The sequence below is a fragment of the Microcoleus sp. PH2017_08_TRC_O_A genome (assembly GCF_020738665.1).
Lineage (GTDB): Bacteria > Cyanobacteriota > Cyanobacteriia > Cyanobacteriales > Microcoleaceae > Microcoleus.
Genome location: NZ_JAEQCE010000101.1, coordinates 1 through 21415, shown reverse-complemented (window position 1 = coordinate 21415; position 21415 = coordinate 1). Strand labels below are relative to the sequence as shown.

Here is a 21415-nt window from a genome sequence, read left to right as displayed (position 1 = left end):
CATCAACAGTTGTTTCATATATTCAATGCGGATGGCGAGACTCGAACTCGCAAGGACATAATGCCACACGCACCTCAAGCGTGCGCGTATACCAATTCCGCCACATCCGCTTTTTCCGACAATCTCTGGGATTTTTTGCGTTACGAGTTAAAGATTCACAGGTTGAGGTTCCTGAAATTTAACTTGTGACTAGCCCTTTGAGACCACCGATTTAAAACCATAGCACAACTACCACCAAATTGTAAAATAAATTTTTATTAAGAATTTATGGGAAACCATTATCCAGAAGATACCGAAAGGGATTATTGTACAGAATATTGAGTGAATTAAGCAGCGAAGATGGGGTTCTCGAAAATTTTAATCGCTAATCGGGGGGAAATCGCCCTCCGCATACTACGCACCTGCGAGGAAATGGGGATTGCCACAGTCGCCGTTCATTCCACTGTAGATAAACACGCCCTACACGTTCAGTTGGCAGACGAAGCCGTTTGCATCGGCCCCCCCACCAGCAGCAAAAGCTATTTAAACATCCCCAACATCATCTCGGCCGCCCTGACGCGCAACGCCGCAGCGATTCACCCGGGCTATGGCTTCCTCGCCGAGAATGCCCGATTTGCCGAAATCTGCGCGGATCATCAAATTACTTTCATCGGCCCAAGTCCGGCTGCGATGCGGGCGATGGGAGACAAATCCACCGCCAAAGAAACTATGCAGCGGGTGAAAGTCCCCACAGTTCCCGGTAGTGTCGGATTGCTGGCGGACGATCGCGAAGCTCTAGCAATAGCCCGCGAGATCGGCTATCCTGTGATGATCAAAGCTACCGCCGGCGGTGGAGGCCGCGGTATGAGGCTAGTCAGAGAAGCATCGGAACTCCCCAAACTCTTCTCAGCAGCCCAAGGCGAAGCCGATGCAGCCTTCGGCAATCCCGGAGTCTACCTCGAAAAATTCATCGAAAAACCGCGCCACATCGAAATTCAAATCCTCGCCGACAACTACGGTAATGTCATCCACCTCGGCGAAAGAGATTGTTCGATTCAGCGCCGACACCAGAAACTCCTGGAAGAAGCGCCCAGCCCCGCCCTCAGCCAGAAACTGCGAGATCAAATGGGTCACGCTGCGATTGCTGCGGCTAAATCCATTAACTACACGGGTGCTGGAACTGTTGAATTTTTGCTTGACAAATCGGGCAAGTTCTACTTCATGGAAATGAACACCCGGATTCAGGTCGAACATACCGTCACGGAGATGATTACAGGGCTCGACTTGATCGCCGAACAAATTCGGATCGCCCAAGGAGAAAAACTGCAAATTAAGCAAAACCAAGTAATTCTCAGCGGCCACGCGATCGAGTGTCGGATCAACGCTGAAGACCCCGATCGCAACTTCCGACCCCATCCCGGCAGAATCACCGGCTTTTTGCCTCCTGGCGGCCCTGGCGTGCGGATGGACTCTCACGTTTACACCGATTACGAAATACCTGCTTACTACGATTCTTTAATTGGTAAATTGATTGTCTGGGGGCGCGATCGACCTTCAGCCATCCGGCGCATGAAACGGGCATTGCGGGAATGCGCGATTACCGGCGTCCCCACCACCCTCAGTTTCCACCAAAAAATCCTCGATAGCCCCGAATTTCTCAGCGGCGAAGTTTACACGAATTTCGTCGAACAGTTCATGAATCAAAATAGTCAGTAGGCAGTTGACTGTTAACTGTTAACTGTTAACTGTTGACTGTTGACTGTTGACTGTTAACTGTTGACTGTTGACTGTTGACTGTTGACTGTTAACTGTTAACTGTTAACTGTTGATCCATGCCCAATGCCCAATGCCCAATGCCCCATTCCCCATGCCCCATTCCCCATTCCCCATGCCCCATTCCCCATTCCTACATCATCATCGTCAAAATTCCTTGCTGGCCGAGCATCATTTCCCGGAGCAAGCTACAGATGCCCACCCAAATAATCGGTGTAATGTCCACTCCGCCGATCGGCGCTACAATTTTTCTGGTTAGGACTAAAAAAGGTTCCGTCGGCCAAGCAATCAGACTCAACGGCAACCTGCTCAGGTTCACGCCGGGATACCAAGTCAGGACGATCCGAAAAATAAACAGCAAAGTCATCACCACTAGGACAGAGCCCAGAATCCAACTTGCAACGGTAATACCAGTCATGGGTCTTATCTCGAAAATCTTAAGTTTTGTTACGTCAGCCTTTCATAATTTTAACCGTTTCACAGGTGCGATCGAACACGATCGACAAAATTTTTCCGGCCTTATACCTTCGGATGGAAAGAGTTAGAGGGTTTGAGGGTGCGAGACTGAGAGTTTTCCAGGGTAAAAATATTGCTGGTAGCACCACATCCCTTGCAAAATCCATTGCCGAACTTCTCCCTGAGAACTGACTGCTGATAAAATTAATAAAAATCAAATTGTTGTAACAAAGGCTTTGAATTTATGACTCCTTCACTCGCTAACTTTTTGTACAGCCTGCTTGTGGGCATTTCGCTGGTAGTCATTCCAGCAACGATCGCCCTGATCTTTATCAGCCAAAAAGACAAAATCAAGCGCACCTAAAAAGTCTGCGGGTTTCAAGCGTCCGGCGCGCGAGTCAATTTTGGGATCGCACGATCGGGCATTTCCCCGCTTCCAAAACCTCGGCTACCAGCAACTGTGAAGGCAAAACCTTCAGTTGACGGCCAAGCTGAGGTTTTTTCCCGTTAAACTCATTACTATAAGGTGCGCGAACCTCTTCTGAAAGCCCGATCGGAGGCTGCCCTGTGAAACCACAGTCGGAATAACAGACTGACAGACTTAATGATAGAAGTAAAATCTAACTCGCTAACATAGGAAAGACATAGGAGATAGGCTAATGGTCAATTTAGGATTGAACTTGAGCAGCCTGTTAGGGATCATCCTAGCAGTAGCAGGGGCAGGACTGTACTTTCTGCGATCGTGGCGTCCCAAACTAGCCCGAGACCACGATATTTTTTTTGCAGCCGTGGGCTTGCTCTGTGGCGGTATTCTGTTATTTCAAGGATGGCGGCTTGACCCAATTCTGGCATTCGGTCAATTTCTGCTTGCAGGTTCCGCCATATTTTTTGCAGCCGAAAGCATCAAATTGCGGGGAGCGACCACAGCCCAAGCTAAAAGTCGATCGCAATACGTAGATGAAGAGCGACCAGTCAGCAACGCCTACGCTTACGACGGCTACGATAACGACTTCGACCAGATAGAACCAGAGGAAGACTACCCGCAACGTCCCCGGATTAGAGGTAGTCAAGAAAGTCGTTCCTCGCGGGAAACCTACGACGATGAGCCCCGCCGCCGTCCCTCGTCGAATCGCAACGGTAGTGCGAACACATCTCGGGAGTCGATCGATCGCCCTCCCTCACGCAAACGTCCGGCGCGCCCAGAAGCCCCGCCCGCCCAAGGCTCTGACAACTGGGACGTTTCAGACAACCCCGAAGAAAGACCGGCCCGCAGCAGCCGCAACCGCCCCCCAACTTCGGAAAACCGCAGTTCTGACGCGCCGCCGAGAACCAAAAAACCTCGGCCAGCGGAAGCATCGAGGTCTCGCCCCAGCAACCGCGAGGTGGAAGCACCGCCATCGGACTACGTGGAGTATCGCCCCGTAGAATACCCGGAAGACCAACCGGATAGTTCCCCCAATTTCGACAAATAGGCAAAGATAAGTAGGTGGGTCAAACTAAACCTTTCTCCCGCGAGCAAGACAAAAATTAAGTTGCGTTTATTGATGCCCATCTACTTATTCTCATATCTTAGAATGTTTAAATAACTATAAAATAAAATTTTAAAGACAGCTCAATCAATCAATCGATTTTAGATTTTAGATTTTAGATTTTAGAGGCGACCCCACGGATAAATTCGAGGGCTTGAGGATTTTCGATTTTCGATTTGGGATTGATTCCATGGATAAATCACGTGGCGGGTACCATCAAGAAATTCTTGGTCAAGTAAAATAACCATAAAATTCCCAAAAAAAACTATTTAAATATATTTAATAGTATTCCTATAAAATAATCCTTATCAGGTTCGTAGTGAGGACTTTAGTCCTTCTTTATGCGGACTAAAGTCCTCACTACAAACCTGTTCTGATTTTTGCGGACTAAAGTCCTCACTACAAACCCCTTCGATCGCATAAAATACAACCTCTGGAACTAACTCAAAGTACAATAGTCTAAAATCTAAAATCTAAAATCTAAAATTAGCAATATGCCCTTACTGGAAATAGGAGATCCGGCGCCTTGGTTTTCGATTGCTTCCAGCAATAACCCCTTATTTCATTTCTCGACGGTTGGCGGCCGGCGAGTCGTGCTGTTTTTCTTTGCTAGCGCAGCTTTTGAACAAATCCAAGTTATCCTCAAAAGCTTTCAAGAGCTTTCAGAAGAATTCAAGACTTTGCAAGTACCGCTGTTGGGAGTGAGCGTTGATGCAGCAGACAAAGAACAAAACAGAGTCACACTAATGGCTCCGTCATTCATCTTTTTCTGGGACTTCGACAAAAAAATCAGCCAGCAGTACGGTGTTTGCCAAGATGTAGAACAAAATGGAGTTGGGGGAGTTCACTATGCACCCCAAACTTTTATTCTCAACGAAAACCTTCAGATAATTAACATTTTACCGATGGGCGAACCGCACCAACACGCCCAGCAAGTATTGGATTTTATCAAAACTTTGCCCCCAATTGAGGAAGCCCGACCAGCGACTCGCCACGCCCCGGTGTTGGTAATTCCTAACGTTTTGGACAGAGAATGTTGCCGCAGTTTGATCGATATATACAAAGCTGACGGCGGCACTCCCTCAGGTTTTATGAGGCAAATAGACGGGAAAACTGTTGGCATTCACGATGATAATTTCAAGAAACGTCGAGATTTATTTATTGAAAACCCGAATTTGCAGCGAAAATTGAGTGCGATTATTCTGCGTAGGGTGGTACCGGAAGTACAAAAAGCTTTCCAGTTTAAAATTACTCGGTTTGAACGGTATTTAATAGCTTGTTACGATGCCCAAAGTGGCGGTTATTTTCATCCACACCGCGACAATACGAGCAAAGGTACGGTGCACCGCAGGTTTGCGATGACTTTGAACTTGAATGTGGGGGAGTACACGGGGGGATTTTTGCGGTTTCCGGAGTACGCGCCGCACGGTTATAAAGGAGATTCTGGCACGGCGATTATTTTTTCGTGTTCTTTGCTGCACGAAGCGACGGCGATGATTAGCGGTGAGCGTTTTGCTTTGCTGTCTTTTTTCTACGGCGATGAGGATGCTTTGGTGCGGGACGCTAATTTTAAGTATATTGTCGATCGCTCGCCAGAAGATTCGAGAATTGCCGAAACTGCTGGCTTATCTTAGTTTTGCAACCAAACTCTGGCCCTATAAGTCGATCGATTTACCAAAAACTCAGCAGCAGGCTAAATCTTAAAGCAATCTCAAGCTTAAATTTATCAATAGCCCTCTCCAAGTCCTAAAATAATTACAGGCCATAGTTAGCAGTTGACCCGAACACCTAACTACTAGCTGCCGATCGTTAAAAAATACTAATTCACGCTCATGAATTTCAAACTTCTAAGTTTAGCGGTATCAGGAATTTTCATAGTTGGGGTTGCAGCCAGGGCTGCTGCGGTTGTTAAGGTGCCCCCCCGACAGCAGGAGGCAAATTTAGCGGAATTTAACTCTGTGCGTTTCCCAGGCGCGATCGCCCAAAATGCCGAAGAACAAACGAATATTCGGGTATACGAAAAAGCCAGTCCGGCGGTTGTTACCGTCGATACAGCTAAATCTAACGGTAGCGGCACAATTATCAGCCCCGACGGCATGGTGTTAACCAACGCCCACGTTGTTTCTGCCGGCGGTACCGTAAATATAATTTTGTCAGACGGCAGAAAACTGGTCGCCGATGTCGTTGGATTCGGCGAAGAAGGTTTAGACTTAGCCGTGGTGAAGATTCGCGGTCAAACCAATTTGCCGACAATTCCTTTAGCCCGTGCCGGTTCGGTGAAAGTCGGACAACAAGCATTTGCGATCGGCAATCCTTTCGGTCGATTTCAAGGTACTTTTACAGTCGGAATCGTCAGCCGCATCGACGCAGCCCGTGGCTTAATTCAAACTGACGCGGCCATCAATCCCGGTAATTCCGGCGGCCCGCTGCTTAATAGTTCTGGAGAATTAATTGGCGTCAATACTTCTATTTTTACTCGCGGCCAGGGCGGAGGCAATATCGGTATCGGTTTTGCAATTGTCATAGACAAAGTGCCAGCTTTCTTGAGTGCGGTGCGAGAAGGGCGAGCTCCCCGCGTTGCTCAAAGGCGATCGCCATTTGGCAGCAAATCACCTCAAAAAGTTGCGTTAAACGGGCCCGCCGTCACAGGCAAACTTACCGACAAGTCTAGCATTCTGCCCGCAGACAACAGCTTTTTTGACCTCTACTCCTTTGAGGGAAAAGCGGGACAGCAAATCACAATAGAAATGAAAAGTCAAGAGATTGACCCTTATTTAATTTTGCTCGGCCCCAACGAGCGCGAAATCGCGCAAGACAATGACGGAGCAGGCAGTAAAAACGCCAGAATTACAGTCAGGCTGCCAGCAGATGGCACTTACACGTTGCTGGCAAATTCCAACGAAGCTAGGCAGTTGGGGGCTTATACGTTAGAACTCAAAGCGAGTGCTCCTAGCGCACCTTCTCGGGCGATTTTGCAAGAAGAAGGCGCTTTAGTCGCAGGTGGCCCGGTATTGCCTTCTGATAACAGTCTGTATCGCGAGTATACTTTTGAAGGTCGATCGGGTCAGTCTGTCAGCATTTCCCTGGAAAGTACAGATTTCGATCCCTATGTGGCTATCTTTGACCCTAACGGCAAATTAGTGGCAGAAAATGACGATGCGAGCGATTCGAGCAAAAATGCGTTTCTGAGCGTTACTTTGCCAGCTACGGGTCGCTACCGCGTGATTGTCAATGCTTATGATGCTTCGGGTCGGGGTCGTTACAATCTAACTATCCGCTAAAAGTTGGTAATTGGTAATTGGTGATTAGTGATTGGCAGTTAAAACGTTCTTCATTCTCATAACTAACAACTAACAACTGACTATTGACAACTGCCAACTGTCAACTGTCAACTGTCAACTGTCAACTGTCAACTGACTATCGAGGTAATTCATGGGTCAAATTAGATTTTGGGCGATCGCGCCAATTGCTCTACTAGCTATTTTTTCTGGGAAACCGACTCTCTCGGTACCAGTGTCAAATCCAGGTGAAGTTACTAACAGCAGTTCCCCGATCGTTTCAGCAGAATTTCCTCAAAATTCACATAATGCGAGTCAAGCGGGCAAGGCTGTTTTAGCTCAAGCAAGCCCCAGCCCGTCGCCTTCTGGGCTGCCAACTCCAAAGGCCTCGCCAACTCAGACCCCAACTGTACAACCTTCGCCAAGTCCTGATGGGCGATCGTCAAAAATCATTTTAGAGCAAAAGGGAGAACTCACAACTTCTAAGTCTTCGGTACTGCCCTCGGACAGCAGTTTGTACGATGAGTACACCTTTGAAGGCACTCAGGGTCAGAAAGTGGTTGTCAATGTAGAAAGTAGCGAGTTTGATACTTATCTGGCTGTTCTCAACTCCCAGGGCGAGCTACTGGGAGAAAATGATGATGTCACGCAGCAAAATTCCAATTCTGAGCTAACTCTTACCTTGTCTGCGAGCGGCCGCTACCGCGTAGTTGTCAATGCTTACGATCCACCTCCAAAAGGTAAAGGTAAGTACAGTTTGATTATCCGTGAAGTGACTGGAAATTAATTGGCTCTAAATCCAGTATCTATTTCTATTACTTAACTCAATTTCCAGGTTTTACAAGCAGGAATGTAGGTTGAAAATGGATGATTATCTATTTTTTTACCTGTTTTTCAGGGAGAGGATGTATATCATGTCGGGCAAATTACCGGGTGCATCTCAGGTTTTGCAAATATGTGTGTAGGGGCGAAGCATGACCGCAGTAAATATGAGATTATAACTAATAACTTATATGCGGTCATGCTTCGCCCTCTTGAAAAGTGATATAGCGGTTCTCAGAGAGATGAGGTACGTTGTTGGGCTTGGGCCCTCTTAGTTGAACTGATTATATAAGCTGTCAGTCATACCTCATCTTTTTGAGAAAGGCTATATGCACCCAAATTACCCTAATAAAGCTGTTTGATTGTTCGGACTTCAGTCCTCGGATCATGAGGACTTGAAGTCCAAACGATCGAACCAATTTTACAGTGTTGTTGGAGCGGAAATGATATTACGCATCAGTAGCTATCCACCGAGTTATACTGAATTTAACGCAAGCCCAGCCAGGTAAAAAAATCCTGGCGGGTGAAGAATTCTAGCAGCAAAAGTCCCACGAATCCCACCATTGCAAATCGTCCGTTGATTTTTTCGGCGTAGGCATTCCAGCCAAAAGCAGGTTCTGCTGGTTGTGGGGTATTTGGAGTTGTCGGTTTTGGTGATGGAGGTGTTTTAGCAGTCATTTAAAAGTTTTGAGTTGTGAGTTTTGAGTCAGGATTTTTGGGAAGATTGCCGATCGCACAACTTGTAATTTACCCGAAATTGACCGCCGATCGCTAATCTGCCGACTTTTCTAAATTTTGCACCGATTCGATCAAATCTCGCACGGTTTCGGTACCTTCAGAAGGCTCAAAGGACAAGGGAAATTTGCCGCGGGCGAGCATTCTTAAACCCAACGGGCCCAGACTCAGCAAGCCTTGAACGTCGCGGAAATAGTTTCCTACTACTTCGATACCGAATTTGCGCTCGTCTATCCAGCCACCTTCTTTAACGAGATTAATTAAGACTTTGCGGTGGCGGATCGATCGACTGGCTTGGTCGTCTTTGCGATCGAGAATCTCCTGTTTAATCTTACCAATTTGATCCATCGGCGCCACTTCCATCGGACAAACCGAGTTGCAGTAGTAACAGCGGGTGCAGCCCCAGACGCCTGCGGTTCCTTCGTTGTACTTTTCCAGCCGATTTTCGGTTTCGCTGTCGCGGGAATCGGCGATCGTCCGGTAAGCTTTGGCGAGGGCGTGGGGGCCGACAAATTCCGGGTTGACTTCCCGAGCGTTGCACTCAGAATAGCACGCGCCGCAGAGGATACAGTTACCAGTTTGGTCGAGTTTCGATCGCTCTTCGGGAGTTTGCAGAAATTCGCGTTCGGGAATTGCTCGCGAGGCTGTGCTGACATAGGGTTCAACAGCTTCCAGGTTGTCCCAAAAACTGGTCATGTCAACCACCAAATCTTTAATTACCGGCATATTTCCCATGGGGGCGACGGTAATTTCTGGGATGAAATCGCCAGGCTGTTGTGCTGAACTCGAATGGGCTATTTTTTGCAATCTCGCAAGTTCGCTACCGACATTTTCTTTGCAAGCTAAAGCCGAGCGCCCGTTAATTCGCATCGAACAACTGCCGCAAATTGTATTGCGGCAATTTTTGCGATAAGCTAAAGTGCCGTCTTGTTCCCACTTGATGCTGTTGAGGCAGTCTAGGATGGTATTGCTTTCATCCACGTCTAGGGTGTAAGTGTGAACGCGGGGAGCCTCGTTTTGATTTTGGCGGACTACGTTAAAGCGGACTTGCATATTTTGAGTAAAGAATTTAGTTTCTATTTTAAGCTAGATTTTCTGGCGATATAAAAAGACATTTATTTTTTAACAACTAGCTAAAGCGTGAGATTTAAGCAGCTTGATTATTGTTTGAGAAACGGCAATAATCCTTAAGTTATAAATCATCAATCGCAACTGTTTTCAGCGGATTTTTTAGCTGATAATTGGATAAACAAGTGATCGATCGGTGCAGTTCGCGAAGGAGGAGGTGCCTGATGTCCAGCTTGTTTGTTTTAACTTTCATGTTTTCAACGCCAGCATTTTGTCTGGGTTTAGTAAATCCTCAATGGGTGGGACTGGCAACTCGCAAGCTATCTGTGGCTGTTTACGGCGTTTTGATGGTCGCTTCCTTTGTATCGGTTGGCTTGGCAGCACCTAAGCCGCCGCAGCCTGTTTCCTCGCTGCTGACCTCGATAGAATGGCAAGAATCTAGGTTCAACAGTTGACAGTTGACAGTTTGAGAGCGACCTCTACCCTTAAGTCCGAGGATTGGACTAATGAATAGTCTAATTTTAATTTCTCCCGAGCAGGCGGGCGGGCTTTCAACCAATTCTTTCTGGTAATCACATCTTGGCGATGAAGGAGGGGGTGCTGCCAGCAAACCTGGCTCTAAGGGCACAGTTACGAGCAATTTTACCTGTTAGAGGTAGCTCCGGGCGATCGGCTCGATCAAGATAAAGACTCGATCGAAAATCGAAACGTTGTGTTAGATTTGCACGCGCTAACAGCCTCGGTTAATGATTTAGCTGTTTTGGGCGATCGTACTGATTTGAAGAAGGACGATCGATCGGCTAATATGATTTAATTGTTGAGCTTGCGGTGCGAGTCCATCTATGACTTACAGCTTGAGAATTGTAGATTTGCCGAGTAGCGAACGGCCGCGGGAAAGGCTAATGGCCGGCGGCCCGAAAAGTTTGGCGACTGCGGAATTGATTGCTATTCTACTGGGTACCGGTCAGGGCCCCGGCAAACTTTCGGCTGTCGGACTCGGACAGTATATTTTAAATCAGTTGAGCTTGCACCAGCGGGATCCTCTGGGTGTACTCCGCGGCATTAGCGTGCAGGAGTTGACGCAGATTCACGGCATCGGCCCAGCCAAGGCTACTTCGATTTTGGCTGCCGTGGAGTTGGGGAAACGGGTGTTTCAGTCGCGGCCGCCGGACATGGCCGTGGTGGACTCTCCACAAGCTGCTGCGGATGCTCTGAGTCAGGATTTGATGTGGCAGTCTCAGGAACGTTTTGCTGTGGTGCTGCTGGATGTCAAAAATCGGCTGCTGGGTACTCAAGTAATTACGATCGGCACAGCTACCGAAACTTTAGCTCACCCAAGGGATATTTTTCGGGAAGTGATCCGCCTTGGGGCAACGCGAGCAATTATCTCGCACAATCACCCCTCGGGGAGTGTAGAGCCGAGCCCGGAGGACATTGCTTTGACACGGCAGTTGCTTGCTGGAGCGCAGTTTTTGTCGATTCCGCTGCTGGATCACTTGATTTTGGGAAATGGCGATTTTCGGAGCTTGCGACAGACTACGACGCTTTGGGAGGAGTATCCCCAGGGCGATTGAACTATTATACTTAACTAACTCGATTGCTATCATTAGTTATTTGTATCTTTCGGCTGTTCGAGGGCTGAATCAGCCGTCACAGCAGAAGTTTTGTGGGGGCTGGAGTCTACGGTTACATAGTGTTTGAGGTTAATGTCGCTGCTGATACTTAGTTGCGATCGCAACTCGGTTAATCTAGTAAAGGTAGGCTGAAGAGGTCGCTAATTCGATTTTTTTTCAGCATACTAAACGTATACTGAACCAGCACCTAGATACTCAATTCTTAAGAAATTATGAAATTGGGTGTAAAATATACGGCGTGGTGATAGGAGAAAAACTGTGTTTCTGAGACTTGCAGAACAACACCGTAAATTCGTCCAAGATTTGGTCATGAACCTCCAGGCTTTGGCGATCGTGCTAGAGCGTCGGGGTTATTTGGCATCCTGCTACACTTGCGGGGGTCAGATGAACAGTGCCTCATTTATGGTCAGTTTGACGGACAACCATCTGATTCGATTTTTAGTGTCAGATTACGGTATCACATGGACTGAGATGCGGGACGATCGCGAACTGATGAAACTAGAAGGTGCAGAGGCAATTAGTCAGTTACAAGAACTGGCAAATCTCGTAAAGTACCAAATCCAACCTTCGGAAGCTACTTTGGCGACGGCGCAGCGAGTTTAGCAGTTGCACGGTTCTGAGGAAAGCGGCAGCGAAAGTCGGTGTTTGCCACCTGCAACCGAATCCCCAGCGAGTTAGTTGAGAGGAACAGGTTGCACAGCAATGGCAGCTCAATAGACAAGGGTAATTTCAGGGTGCTTTCAGACACTCATTTTAGCCGTCAGTCGATCGAAGTCTGCCAGGGCCGACAGCAGTCATGCTATATGACGCGATATCAATGGTGCTTTTAACATTCAGTTAAAAGCTTTGACAGATACCGCAACATCTGACGTGAAAGTTTCATTTCAGATTGTGCCACAGACAGAAAACTCCGGCATCAGCCCGATTTTTCTAGGTTAAAGGTATCTGCATAACTTTATGCAAAAAGTGTCTAACTTGGAACCTCTAGTTTTTTGGCAGCAGTTGATTCTGTCTTAAGAGCGATTTGCCAAAAGTAAAACTGCTAATGCTCGTCGCCTGCGATGTTAATTTCTCACTTTGACATTCAAAAGTCAAGGCATTGAAATTAACTATGAGCAGGCAGGTAAAATTTAACATCCAGAGTGAGGATGAGGCTGTGAAGATTGGGCGAAAAGCCGCCCCAGGGTGGATATGCGGACGAATTGCGTTTATTTTTGCTTTTCGATTTAGCTGATAAGGTTGGTTAACAGCTCACAATTAACTTAAAACAGCATCACTGCTGTAAAAAATCTCACAGCCGGCTTTAGCCGGCTAAGTTTTGTGTAACTTTAAGCTTCTGCGTCATGTTTGACCGTTGTAGCCGCGGAAGTTATCACTCATCATTAGGTCAACTGTCAACTGGCAACTGGCAACTGTCAACTGTTTTTTGAAGTGCGCGATCGCAGTTGCTACTAATATTTTATAATATATTAATATTTTCTCCCAAAATATTTATCCCCAAGGTTGGAGTCAGAATCAAATGGTAAATTTAAGCGAACTTCTAGAACCCATCGCCAGCCAATTTCGCAGTCTCGGAATTCCCGAACCAATTACCCATTGGGGACATCCTGTAATGATGGGAATCGTGGTTGTGGCCATGGGTAGCTTCGTCGGGTATACGGGATGGCAGGGACGTTTGGCCGCCGATAAGGATGTCGCGCTCAAAAGTCGAGCGGATCACCGCAAGCTAGCACCGTGGATGTTTCTGTTTCTAGCTTTGGGCTACACAGGGGGCTTGCTGTCGCTGGTAATGCAGCACAAGCCTGTTATGGAAAGCCCGCACTTTTGGACGGGTTCGGGAGTGCTGGTTTTGCTGGCTGTTGGTAGCTTGATTTCACTGACAGGTTTTGGAGGCAATAAGCTGGCACTGCGGGCGGTTCACGCTTATTTGGGCACAACTGCCCTGGCACTTATGGTGCTGCACGCGGCTTTCGGTTTAAAATTAGGTCTGTCTATTTAAGGTAGTACCAGTCTGTTCTCGTTCAGATGAGTTGCGTTCCCCCCTAACCTACCTAAAAAAAGGGGGGACAAGAGACGCAAAGTGTCTCTTGCACCAGGAGCAGGAATGGAGCGCTTAAAGTGAACTCCTACTGCCATTTTTTAGGAGAATTTAGGGGAAGGGAAACGAAGACTCAAACCGAAATATCTGGTTTTCAGCTTAAGCTGTGCGGTTTTGAAAAGTAAAAGAAAGTATATTTGCGATCGCAAAAATTGCTAATCTTAGTAACTACCAAGACAGTTAGGAAGTGATTAAATTGCGGTAACGATTGATTCTATTTATTTCATTCTGCCTGATGACTAATGACTAATAAGGTTCGATCGCGGGGGGACAGCAAAACATGACTAATGACTAATGACTGATGACTAATGACTGATGACTAATGACTAATAACGTTCGATCGCAAAAACAGCAAAACATGACTAATGACGGATGACTAATGTTTTTGAAGAGGGCGAAGCATGACCGCATATAAGTTATTAGTTATAATCTCCTATTTTCTGCGGTCATGCTTCGCCCCTACGGATATATTCGCCTTGCACCCGACTAATGACTAATGACAACTGACAACTGACAACTGACAACTGACTAATTCCATAGTTTCTAATTAATGAATCAAGCAACGGGTGTCATTTTCTGTATTGCCTACATTGTGGGATTGATTTCTACAGGAGTTTCTTGGGGTAGGTACGGGATATTTGCTTTAGGAATAGCGGTCGCAGTCGCCATGCCTAAATTGTTGTTAAAGTATACAAGGAACTCTTTCAAAACCACTAATAAAAGACGCAGCAGAACGAAAGAAAATGCTCTGGAGGAACCCTTAGAAACGAGGGAAAAATTGAGCTTGCTTGAGATGCTGCCGAGAGCAAAATGGGTGTGGGCTGTCGCGGGTTCGATCGCATTTTTGGCGAGCATTTATTTTGCAATTCGATCGCCCCAACCGGCAATGAATGACATCAGCAAACTGATTCCCGTTGGCGGAAACACTCAAGAAGTGGCGGTGACAGTTCGCGGTAGACTGGCTAGTACGCCCCGATTAACTCGATCGGGCCGATCGCAATTTTGGCTAGACACGGATGCAGTTAGCGAAATCAACGGCGGCGAAGGAGGAGTAGTCGTCAACCGCCCAGTATCCGGCAAACTCTACGTTACAGTGCCCCTGCTGCAAGCAACGGGCTTGTATGCCGACAATACGATCGCAGTTGTGGGATCATTGTACAAACCGCAGCCGCCGTCGAATCCAGGGGCTTTTGATTTTCAAGCATATTTAGCCGGACAAGGGGCTTTTGCAGGACTCAAAGGGCGTCAGATTGACTGGAAGAGAGAAAATGCGATCGCGGATGTCAATCGACTTAACACCAAAACGGGTGCTTTCTGGGAGTCAACCGGGATGCAGCCGTCGCCAATTCAAACGATGCGGATGCGGATTGTGCGATCGCAAGTATCACAGTTGAGTGTTCCCGAAGGGCCGTTGATCAGTGCGATCGCCCTGGGCAAACAAGCAGTTGATTTACCCTACACCATCCGCGACTCTTTTGTGCAGGCTGGATTAGCCCACGCGATCGCAGCTTCGGGTACTCAAGTTTCGATGGTTTTGGGTTTAGTTTTAGCTTTAACCAGGCGCTTTTCCAAACAATTACAATTTGGTTTTGGCGTCAGTGCTTTATTTTTGCTCGTGGGATTAACAGGCTTTGAAGCTTCAATCTGCCGCGCCGCCTTGATGGGATTTGGTACACTATTTGCTTTGGTACTAAGTCGCGAAGTTAAGCCACTGGGATTGCTGTTAATTGCTGGGACTATTTTACTGCTGGTTAACCCTTTGTGGATTTGGAATTTAGGTTTTCAACTAAGCTTTTTGGCGACTTTGGGATTAGTGGTGACAGCGCCGCCGCTGATGGCAAAGTTCGACTGGATGCCTCCGGCGATCGCTTCAATTCTGGTGGTTCCGATCGCCGCTTCAGTTTGGGTACTGCCGCTACTACTTTACGTTTTTAGTGTGGTATCACCTTACAGCATTTTAGTCAATATTATTGCGGCTCCTTTGCTGTGGATTTTGAGTATTGGCGGGATGGTTAGCGCTTTAGCTGGATTGATTTTTCCGCCGGCTGGGAGTGTGTTAGCCCAACTGCTTGACTATCCGGCAAAGGGGTTAATTGCGATCGCCGAATATTTCTCGCAATTGCCAGGTAATTCGGTAGCTGTCGGCCAAGTATCGGCGTTTCAACTAATCGCGCTTTACAGTTTAATCTGCTGGGTTTGGCTGGGGGGAAGTTCGGCAACGAGCAATGTGCGGGATGTAACGGATGTAACGGATAGAAGGAAAAAGTCCGAGGGAAAAGGGAAACAGGAAGATAGGAGAGGGAAACAGGAATTAGGAAAAGGCAAGAATCAAGGAAAGGGGAGAGGGAAGCAGGGGAAAAGCCGAGTTTTTGCGTTGCGGATTTCTTCGGCTTGGATTTTACCGCTGGCGCTGATGGCGGGAATTGGAGTCGTAGTTTTGCCAGCTTGGCACGTTCAATCATCTTTATTTCAAGTTACTTTGCTGGCGACATCTGGGGAACCAGTTTTGGTAATTCAAGATAAGGGAAAAGTGGTGCTAATTAATAGCGGTGATGAAAATACGGTGAGGTTTACAGTATTGCCTTTTTTGCAGCAGCAAGGAGTTAATTCTGTGAATTTTGCGATCGCCACTCACGGTCATTTAGGCTTGAGCGGCGGTTGGGGAAAATTATTAGAACGCTTGCCAATTAAAACATTTTATGATAATAACGCTCCCAAACAAATTCACCGCGGCAGCAATCAGGAATTTATGACGGCTGTGCAATCTCGCCAAGGCGTTTACTTTCCTTTAGAAACTAACAAGAAAATTGATCTGGGTTCGACGCAGTTGCAGTTCGTGGATGCGGAAATCCCGGTGGTAGAATTACTGGTGGGCGATCGCACTTGGTTGCTTGTCGGTGACATGACACCGGAAGCGCAAAGTATGTTATCAAAGAGATTAGCAGCCACGGGAACATTGAAGCGGGTAGAAGTGCTGTGGTGGTCTGGAAAAACCCTGACAGCCGAGTTATTGAGCGCAGTTGGGCCACAAGTGGCGATCGCATCCTCAGACGAAATCGACCCAGAAACCGCCGCCCAACTGAGCCAAAGCAAAACCCAGATTTTCTGGACAGGGCGCGACGGAGCTCTTCAGTGGACGCCAGCAGGGGGATTTAAGACGACTCTGGAATCGGAAGAAAATCAAACTTCTTTTCTGTAAGGATTTACAATGTGGCGCACTGTGCGGTAAAATACTTTTAGCTCGCATCTCAAGTTTATTGGAGAGGTGGCAGAGCGGTTGAATGCGGTAGACTCGAAATCTACTTTAGGGGTGACTCTAACGTGGGTTCAAATCCCACCCTCTCCGTTTTTCAAGACTTCTGGCGTAAGATATGCAAAGTACATCAAGATAAACTTGCATATCTTACGCCATATTTTAGTGAAGATTTAGAAAAAGCCAATAATTCCTCCACCTCGCTGTTACTAGGAGTTTGTGTGACAACTCATTTGAGAGACTTGACAATTTGCTTTTGTTACAATGATAGAAAATTTGACACAATTCTTAAACTTCAAACCGCACATCTTATTTATGTACGGAAAGAGCGATCGCCCAACTGCTGTTTTGAGCCACATATACAGTATTGTGGAAGAATTCTATCATGTCCGAAAAGAACGCTCCCAATAAAGTTGGTTCGTAGTGAGGACTTTAGTCCGCATCATCCGAGGACTAAAGTCCTCACTACAAACACGTTTTATTACAGTAATACAACAGGCATGAGATGAGTTATTGAAACCAACCTAGGCGAATATGACTTTTATGAACTTAACAATATGATTTTTATGAGTCCATCCAATGACTTTATGAATTGACTTTAAAAAAGCTTTTATTCATAATCATCATATGAACATAAAACAGGACGGAGCCAGTGTCGCCAAAGCCTAGCAGCTAATATTGCGGTCTAGCTAAATCAAATATATGTAGATATTTCTACAGGTTGCAAGCAGGAGTATTTTTTGGTAAGTAACAGATTTATTAGACTGTCCCAGGAAATGCTGACAGAAATCAAAGTATCTAAACAAAATCTATTGCAGGAGAACTAATTATGTATCAAGAACCTCAAAAAAGAAAAGGCCCGCCGCCAATTGTTTTTATTGCATTTCCTTTGATTGCCTGGGGTGCATTCACGTTTATTCCACAGATATTAAAGGGCGGAACTTCACTTAGATTAGTTTCTGGTAACAGTCGTCTCAGTTGGGGAGATAAGATATTGATGCAATCGCAAAAAACAGCAGGAAAACAAGCAGGTGTCAAAGCTTTTGCTGAGGGTAATTACAAAGAAGCTGTTAAAAACTTTCGGGAATCGCTGCAACAAAATCGCAACGATCCAGAGACTCTAATTTATTTAAATAATGCCAAAGTCAATAATGATAATTCTCTGCAAATAGCCGTCAGCGTTCCGATTGGCACTAACCCGAATGTAGCGCAAGAAATGCTCCGAGGAGTTGCCCAAGCTCAAGAGGAAGTTAATGCTGGGGGAGGGATTAATGGTGCGGGTTTGCAAGTTTTGATTGCGAACGATGATAACAGTCCAGATTTTGCCAAAGAAGTTGCAACCGAATTCGTAAACGATCCGAAAATTTTAGCAGTCGTCGGACACAATGCTAGTAATGCTTCTTTGGCTGCTGCTCCTATCTATCAAGAAAAAAAACTGGTGATGGTGACGCCAACTAGCTTTGCTAACAATTTATCAGGTTTTGGTAGCTACATTTTTCGGACAGTCCCCCCGATTCAATCGATGGCGGCTCCTTTAGCAGAATATATGGTTAAGAAAGCTGGCAAAACTAATGTTGCTATCTGCTATGACTCTCAAGCTCCTGATAACGTATCGTTTAAGGATGAATTTGTTTCGTCGTTTTCGGCTTTGGGTGGCAAGGTAGTGCCTACGGTTTGTGACTTTTCAACGCCAACTTTTAATTCGAGTGCTAGCATTGCTGATGCTGTTAGCAAAGGTGCACAAGCGTTAATGGTAGCACCTCATATCGATCGCATCGATCGCGCGATCGACCTAGCTCGCCTCAATACTGGCAAATTAGCGCTCTACGGCAGCACGACACTGTACACCTTTCAAACGGTAAAAGAGGGGAACAAAGACGTTGACGGGCTTGTTTTGTCCGTTCCGTGGCATCCTGACACTAATCCCAACAACCCATTTTCTAAGAATGCGATTCAAAAGTGGGGAGGTGCCGTGAATTGGCGAACCGCCACGAGTTTTGATGCGACTAAAGCTATTATCAGCGGTTTGCAGCGCAGCAATACGCGAGAAGGATTGCAACAAGCACTTAGGGCTCCGAATTTCGTTACCTCTGGTGCGAGTGAGGATGTGAGGTTTTTGCCAACGGGCGATCGATGGAACAAAGCGATTTTAGTACAGGTTCAACGCCAAGGCAACGATTACAGGTTTGTGACGCTCCCGTGATTGGGTGACACAAGAGCGAGTCAGGCACAAATTGAACTCTTTCCCTTCTTTTCTCAACCTTCGCGTCTTTGCGGTTTGTTAGTCTGCGTAGGGTGTGTCGCCATTAAAAATCATGCAGCATTCAATCAACTTTTTTAGCGGCGACTCACCTTATAATATTTATAAAAAAGCTTGCTACAACAAAAATCTTGGGACAGGTGCGTCGCGATGAGATTGTCCCTCTTTTTTGATTATTGTCGATGGCGACGCACCCTACAGCTACTAATGATTAATGTCTAACTGCTATTGCAACTTAACAGCAGCCCGCTGAATCGGCAAAACTTCATCTAATGTCAATTCGCGATCGGCTGTTAGGTGACTGGAACAGCAAATCGTGCTGAAATAAAGAGGACGACCGACAACTTGAGAAAAATGCTGTTCCAAAAGTAACCGAGAAGTAATATCGCCCAACAGTTCAGAGATATCTTTTGTCAATTGTTCAGTATCGTCGCGGTGAGTAATTCTGAACCCAAAAGGCGTTTTGCCGATCGACTTTTTAATCTCCGCATCAAAAGCATCATCTTTACCAGCCACAAAAGCCGCAGACTGAGCTGTCAAAAATTGCCAAGCTTCGGGAAACATCTTGCGAATGTTTTCCAGAGGATTTCCGGTTTCGTAAACTAAAGTAGCAGTTTTGCAATCCATGAATCAAACCTCGGGTAGTAGTGTATCTCGACTGTATTTCAAGTTTTGATATTGGTTATCATATTCATAATTGGCCACTAAATCAAGGGCTGTTCTGTCTTCTCTTCCTCTGCGCTCTCTGCGGCCTCTGCGGTTTAATCATTCAGAAACACTTGTGACGCATCAAAACCAAAGAAACCGGGTTTTTTTCCCAATCTGCACGCCATAACAAAGTATTCTCCCAAAAAACCCGGTTTCTGACTACCCGGCCCAATGCCCTGGGAAAGCCGATTTCCAATGCCCAATGCCCTGGGTAGGCCGATGCCCAATGCCCAATGCCCGATGCCCAATCAAAAAAAACTATCTTTTCCAATACCTGCGCCAGTGAAACAAATTCTCCCACAAATTCTGCATAAAAGTATTGCTGCGGAGACGCTGCGACTCCCAAACAGCAGCAGTTTGACCGTTAATGGCCGAAAAACTCGACCAAATATAAGGAAGTTCGGCGATCGCCTCAACCTTCATTCCGTGACGCACAGCAAAGGCGATCGCATGAATCAACTCCGCAGCTTGCGGGCCGACAATAGTCGCTCCCAAAATCTCCCCGTCACGCCGCCCGACAATCTTACAAAAACCCGTTGTCTCCCCGGACATTTGAGCTCTTTCAACATTCTTGAAATATTCCCTAGCCACAATCAAATCGTCTCCAAAACGGCGCCTTGCTTGCGCTTCTGTCAAGCCAACCCTCGCCAACTGCGGATCGGAAAAAATCGCCCAAGGAATCCCGCGATAATCTATTTGATACATCGGCAAAAACAAAGCATTTTTCACAGCAACCGCAGCTTCGCAATTGGCGATGTGAGGGAACGAATAACCGCCAGCAACATCGCCACAAGCGTAAATTCGAGAATTAGTTGTTTGCAGCTTTTCATTTAAAATCAACCCGCGATCGCTAAATTTAACCCTAGCAGCTTCCAGATTTAACCATGCAAAATTGTGTCCGCGGCCAGCGGCGAGAAAAATCTCCTCAGCTTCGATCGCCCTTGCCCCAGCTTGAATCCACTTTTTACCGTCAATCACCCTAGCTTGAGTCACCTCAGTCGCAGTCAGAATCCGCACTCCTTCAGCTTCCATTCCAGCTTGCACCAAACCAGCAGCCTCGCGGTCTTCTTTAGCCAAAATCTGCGAACTTTTCACCACCAAAGTCACAGCAACGCCCAGCCGAGAAAAAGTCTGAGCCACTTCAACACCGCTGGGATCTGCACCGATTACAGCCAAACTTTTCGGCAACTTTGGCAGTTTTGCTAATTCCCCGACTGTTTCGGAAGTAAAAAAGCCGACAGACGAAAGTCCTTCAATATTGGGAATTGCAGGTAGAGTTGGACAAGCTAGCAAATAACAGCGCGATCGCAATTTCCGATCGCCCGCAATCAAAGCCAAATTCGGTTTGGCAACAAACTCGCTGTTACCAAAAATAATATCAACCCCGCGAGCAGCTAAAACGCCGAGATCGTCAATTTCTGACAAATTAGAAACAACGCCGTCAGCCCACTTCTTAACCCCGTTAAACTGCAATGCGATCGGCATTTCGGAATTAGCCAGATCTGGGCGAAGTCCGAACTGTGGGTGGCTCATCTGGTGAGCAAAACGAGCAGCCTCTCTCAAAGTTTGGCTGTATTTCAAACCCAGGGCGATCGACTCTTTCCCCCCCGCCGGCAAATCTTGAGAATTACTGAGCGGTTCCACCAAAGCAACGCGAGCCGGGAAATTAGTTGCAGTCAAAGCAGCATAACGTCCGGCCGCAGTTCCACCAATAATCACTAAATCATAATCAAGCATAAATAAATTTGTCAGATAAGACGGCGGTTGAAACCGCTCCTATACAAACGATGTCCGCCTCCGCGGACTCAAGAAAACAACGTAA

Annotated in this window: 19 protein-coding genes and 2 tRNA genes; 13 read left to right on the top strand and 8 right to left on the bottom strand. The window is 46.7% G+C overall.

From position 1 onward, the window contains the following. Positions 1-26: 26 nt before the first annotated feature. Positions 27-110 (bottom strand) — tRNA-Leu (locus tag JGK22_RS27720). A 229-nt stretch (positions 111-339) separates the two neighbouring features. Between JGK22_RS27720 and accC the strand changes: the two genes are divergently transcribed. Next, positions 340-1695: an acetyl-CoA carboxylase biotin carboxylase subunit gene (gene accC / locus JGK22_RS27715; RefSeq protein ID WP_293314212.1), complete on the top strand. Its 1356-nt coding sequence runs from the start codon at positions 340-342 to the stop codon at positions 1693-1695. A 190-nt stretch (positions 1696-1885) separates the two neighbouring features. Here accC and JGK22_RS27710 read toward each other — a convergent pair whose 3' ends face one another. Next, positions 1886-2170, bottom strand: coding sequence for a YggT family protein (locus JGK22_RS27710; RefSeq protein WP_293175276.1), 285 nt, complete (start codon positions 2168-2170; stop codon positions 1886-1888). 34 nt (positions 2171-2204) lie between these two features. Continuing rightward, the gene (locus JGK22_RS27705) at positions 2205-2375 is read right to left on the bottom strand and encodes a hypothetical protein (RefSeq protein WP_293175274.1); all 171 of its coding nucleotides are present in this window, start codon (positions 2373-2375) and stop codon (positions 2205-2207) included. A gap of 77 nt (positions 2376-2452) precedes the next feature. On the opposite strand from JGK22_RS27705, the gene JGK22_RS27700 reads away from it, so the two are divergent. The 5 genes from JGK22_RS27700 (at position 2453) to JGK22_RS27680 (ending at position 7802) form a co-directional block, all read left to right on the top strand. Beyond that, a complete protein-coding gene (locus JGK22_RS27700; RefSeq protein WP_293175272.1) occupies positions 2453-2572 on the top strand; it encodes a photosystem II reaction center X protein in 120 nt (39 codons plus the stop codon). Between the two features lie 295 nt (positions 2573-2867). Continuing rightward, positions 2868-3680: a Ycf66 family protein gene (locus JGK22_RS27695; RefSeq protein WP_293229551.1), complete on the top strand. Its 813-nt coding sequence runs from the start codon at positions 2868-2870 to the stop codon at positions 3678-3680. 551 nt (positions 3681-4231) lie between these two features. Further along, positions 4232-5371 carry a redoxin domain-containing protein gene (locus tag JGK22_RS27690; RefSeq protein ID WP_293175268.1) on the top strand — a complete coding sequence of 380 codons (1140 nt, stop codon included), beginning with the start codon at positions 4232-4234 and terminating at the stop codon, positions 5369-5371. 198 nt (positions 5372-5569) lie between these two features. Beyond that, positions 5570-7018: a trypsin-like peptidase domain-containing protein gene (locus JGK22_RS27685; protein ID WP_293175266.1), complete on the top strand. Its 1449-nt coding sequence runs from the start codon at positions 5570-5572 to the stop codon at positions 7016-7018. A gap of 151 nt (positions 7019-7169) precedes the next feature. Continuing rightward, positions 7170-7802, top strand: a complete 633-nt coding sequence (locus tag JGK22_RS27680) for a pre-peptidase C-terminal domain-containing protein (protein WP_293175264.1) — start codon at positions 7170-7172, stop codon at positions 7800-7802. Between the two features lie 521 nt (positions 7803-8323). On the opposite strand, the gene JGK22_RS27675 is transcribed toward JGK22_RS27680, so the two are convergent. Both JGK22_RS27675 and JGK22_RS27670 read right to left on the bottom strand, forming a co-directional pair. Beyond that, entirely contained in the window at positions 8324-8515 is a 192-nt protein-coding gene (locus JGK22_RS27675; protein ID WP_293175262.1) for a chlorophyll a/b-binding protein, read from the bottom strand. A gap of 93 nt (positions 8516-8608) precedes the next feature. Then, a complete protein-coding gene (locus JGK22_RS27670; RefSeq protein ID WP_293196623.1) occupies positions 8609-9625 on the bottom strand; it encodes a succinate dehydrogenase/fumarate reductase iron-sulfur subunit in 1017 nt (338 codons plus the stop codon). Between the two features lie 239 nt (positions 9626-9864). On the opposite strand from JGK22_RS27670, the gene JGK22_RS27665 reads away from it, so the two are divergent. Further along, positions 9865-10095: a hypothetical protein gene (locus JGK22_RS27665; RefSeq protein WP_293196624.1), complete on the top strand. Its 231-nt coding sequence runs from the start codon at positions 9865-9867 to the stop codon at positions 10093-10095. A gap of 387 nt (positions 10096-10482) precedes the next feature. Then, a complete protein-coding gene (gene radC, locus JGK22_RS27660; protein ID WP_293196625.1) occupies positions 10483-11214 on the top strand; it encodes a DNA repair protein RadC in 732 nt (243 codons plus the stop codon). A 32-nt stretch (positions 11215-11246) separates the two neighbouring features. Here the strand turns inward: radC and JGK22_RS27655 are convergent, their stop codons facing one another. Further along, complete coding sequence (locus JGK22_RS27655) at positions 11247-11378, bottom strand: hypothetical protein (RefSeq protein ID WP_293175254.1); 132 nt, start codon at positions 11376-11378, stop codon at positions 11247-11249. Between the two features lie 154 nt (positions 11379-11532). Between JGK22_RS27655 and JGK22_RS27650 the strand changes: the two genes are divergently transcribed. The 5 genes from JGK22_RS27650 (at position 11533) to JGK22_RS27630 (ending at position 18828) form a co-directional block, all read left to right on the top strand. Then, the gene (locus JGK22_RS27650; RefSeq protein WP_293148941.1) at positions 11533-11877 is read left to right on the top strand and encodes a DUF1815 family protein; all 345 of its coding nucleotides are present in this window, start codon (positions 11533-11535) and stop codon (positions 11875-11877) included. A 916-nt stretch (positions 11878-12793) separates the two neighbouring features. Beyond that, positions 12794-13273 (top strand): DUF4079 domain-containing protein, encoded by a 480-nt coding sequence (locus JGK22_RS27645; RefSeq protein WP_293149068.1) that lies wholly within the window; start codon positions 12794-12796, stop codon positions 13271-13273. A gap of 649 nt (positions 13274-13922) precedes the next feature. Beyond that, positions 13923-16571, top strand: coding sequence for a ComEC/Rec2 family competence protein (locus JGK22_RS27640; RefSeq protein WP_293314209.1), 2649 nt, complete (start codon positions 13923-13925; stop codon positions 16569-16571). Between the two features lie 60 nt (positions 16572-16631). Further along, positions 16632-16718, top strand: a tRNA-Ser gene (locus JGK22_RS27635). A gap of 736 nt (positions 16719-17454) precedes the next feature. Further along, positions 17455-18828, top strand: a complete 1374-nt coding sequence (locus JGK22_RS27630) for an ABC transporter substrate-binding protein (protein WP_293314206.1) — start codon at positions 17455-17457, stop codon at positions 18826-18828. A gap of 282 nt (positions 18829-19110) precedes the next feature. Here JGK22_RS27630 and JGK22_RS27625 read toward each other — a convergent pair whose 3' ends face one another. Then, positions 19111-19512 (bottom strand): hypothetical protein, encoded by a 402-nt coding sequence (locus JGK22_RS27625; protein ID WP_293210578.1) that lies wholly within the window; start codon positions 19510-19512, stop codon positions 19111-19113. A 339-nt stretch (positions 19513-19851) separates the two neighbouring features. Next, the gene (locus tag JGK22_RS27620) at positions 19852-21330 is read right to left on the bottom strand and encodes an NAD(P)/FAD-dependent oxidoreductase (RefSeq protein WP_293223663.1); all 1479 of its coding nucleotides are present in this window, start codon (positions 21328-21330) and stop codon (positions 19852-19854) included. Positions 21331-21415: the final 85 nt, after the last annotated feature.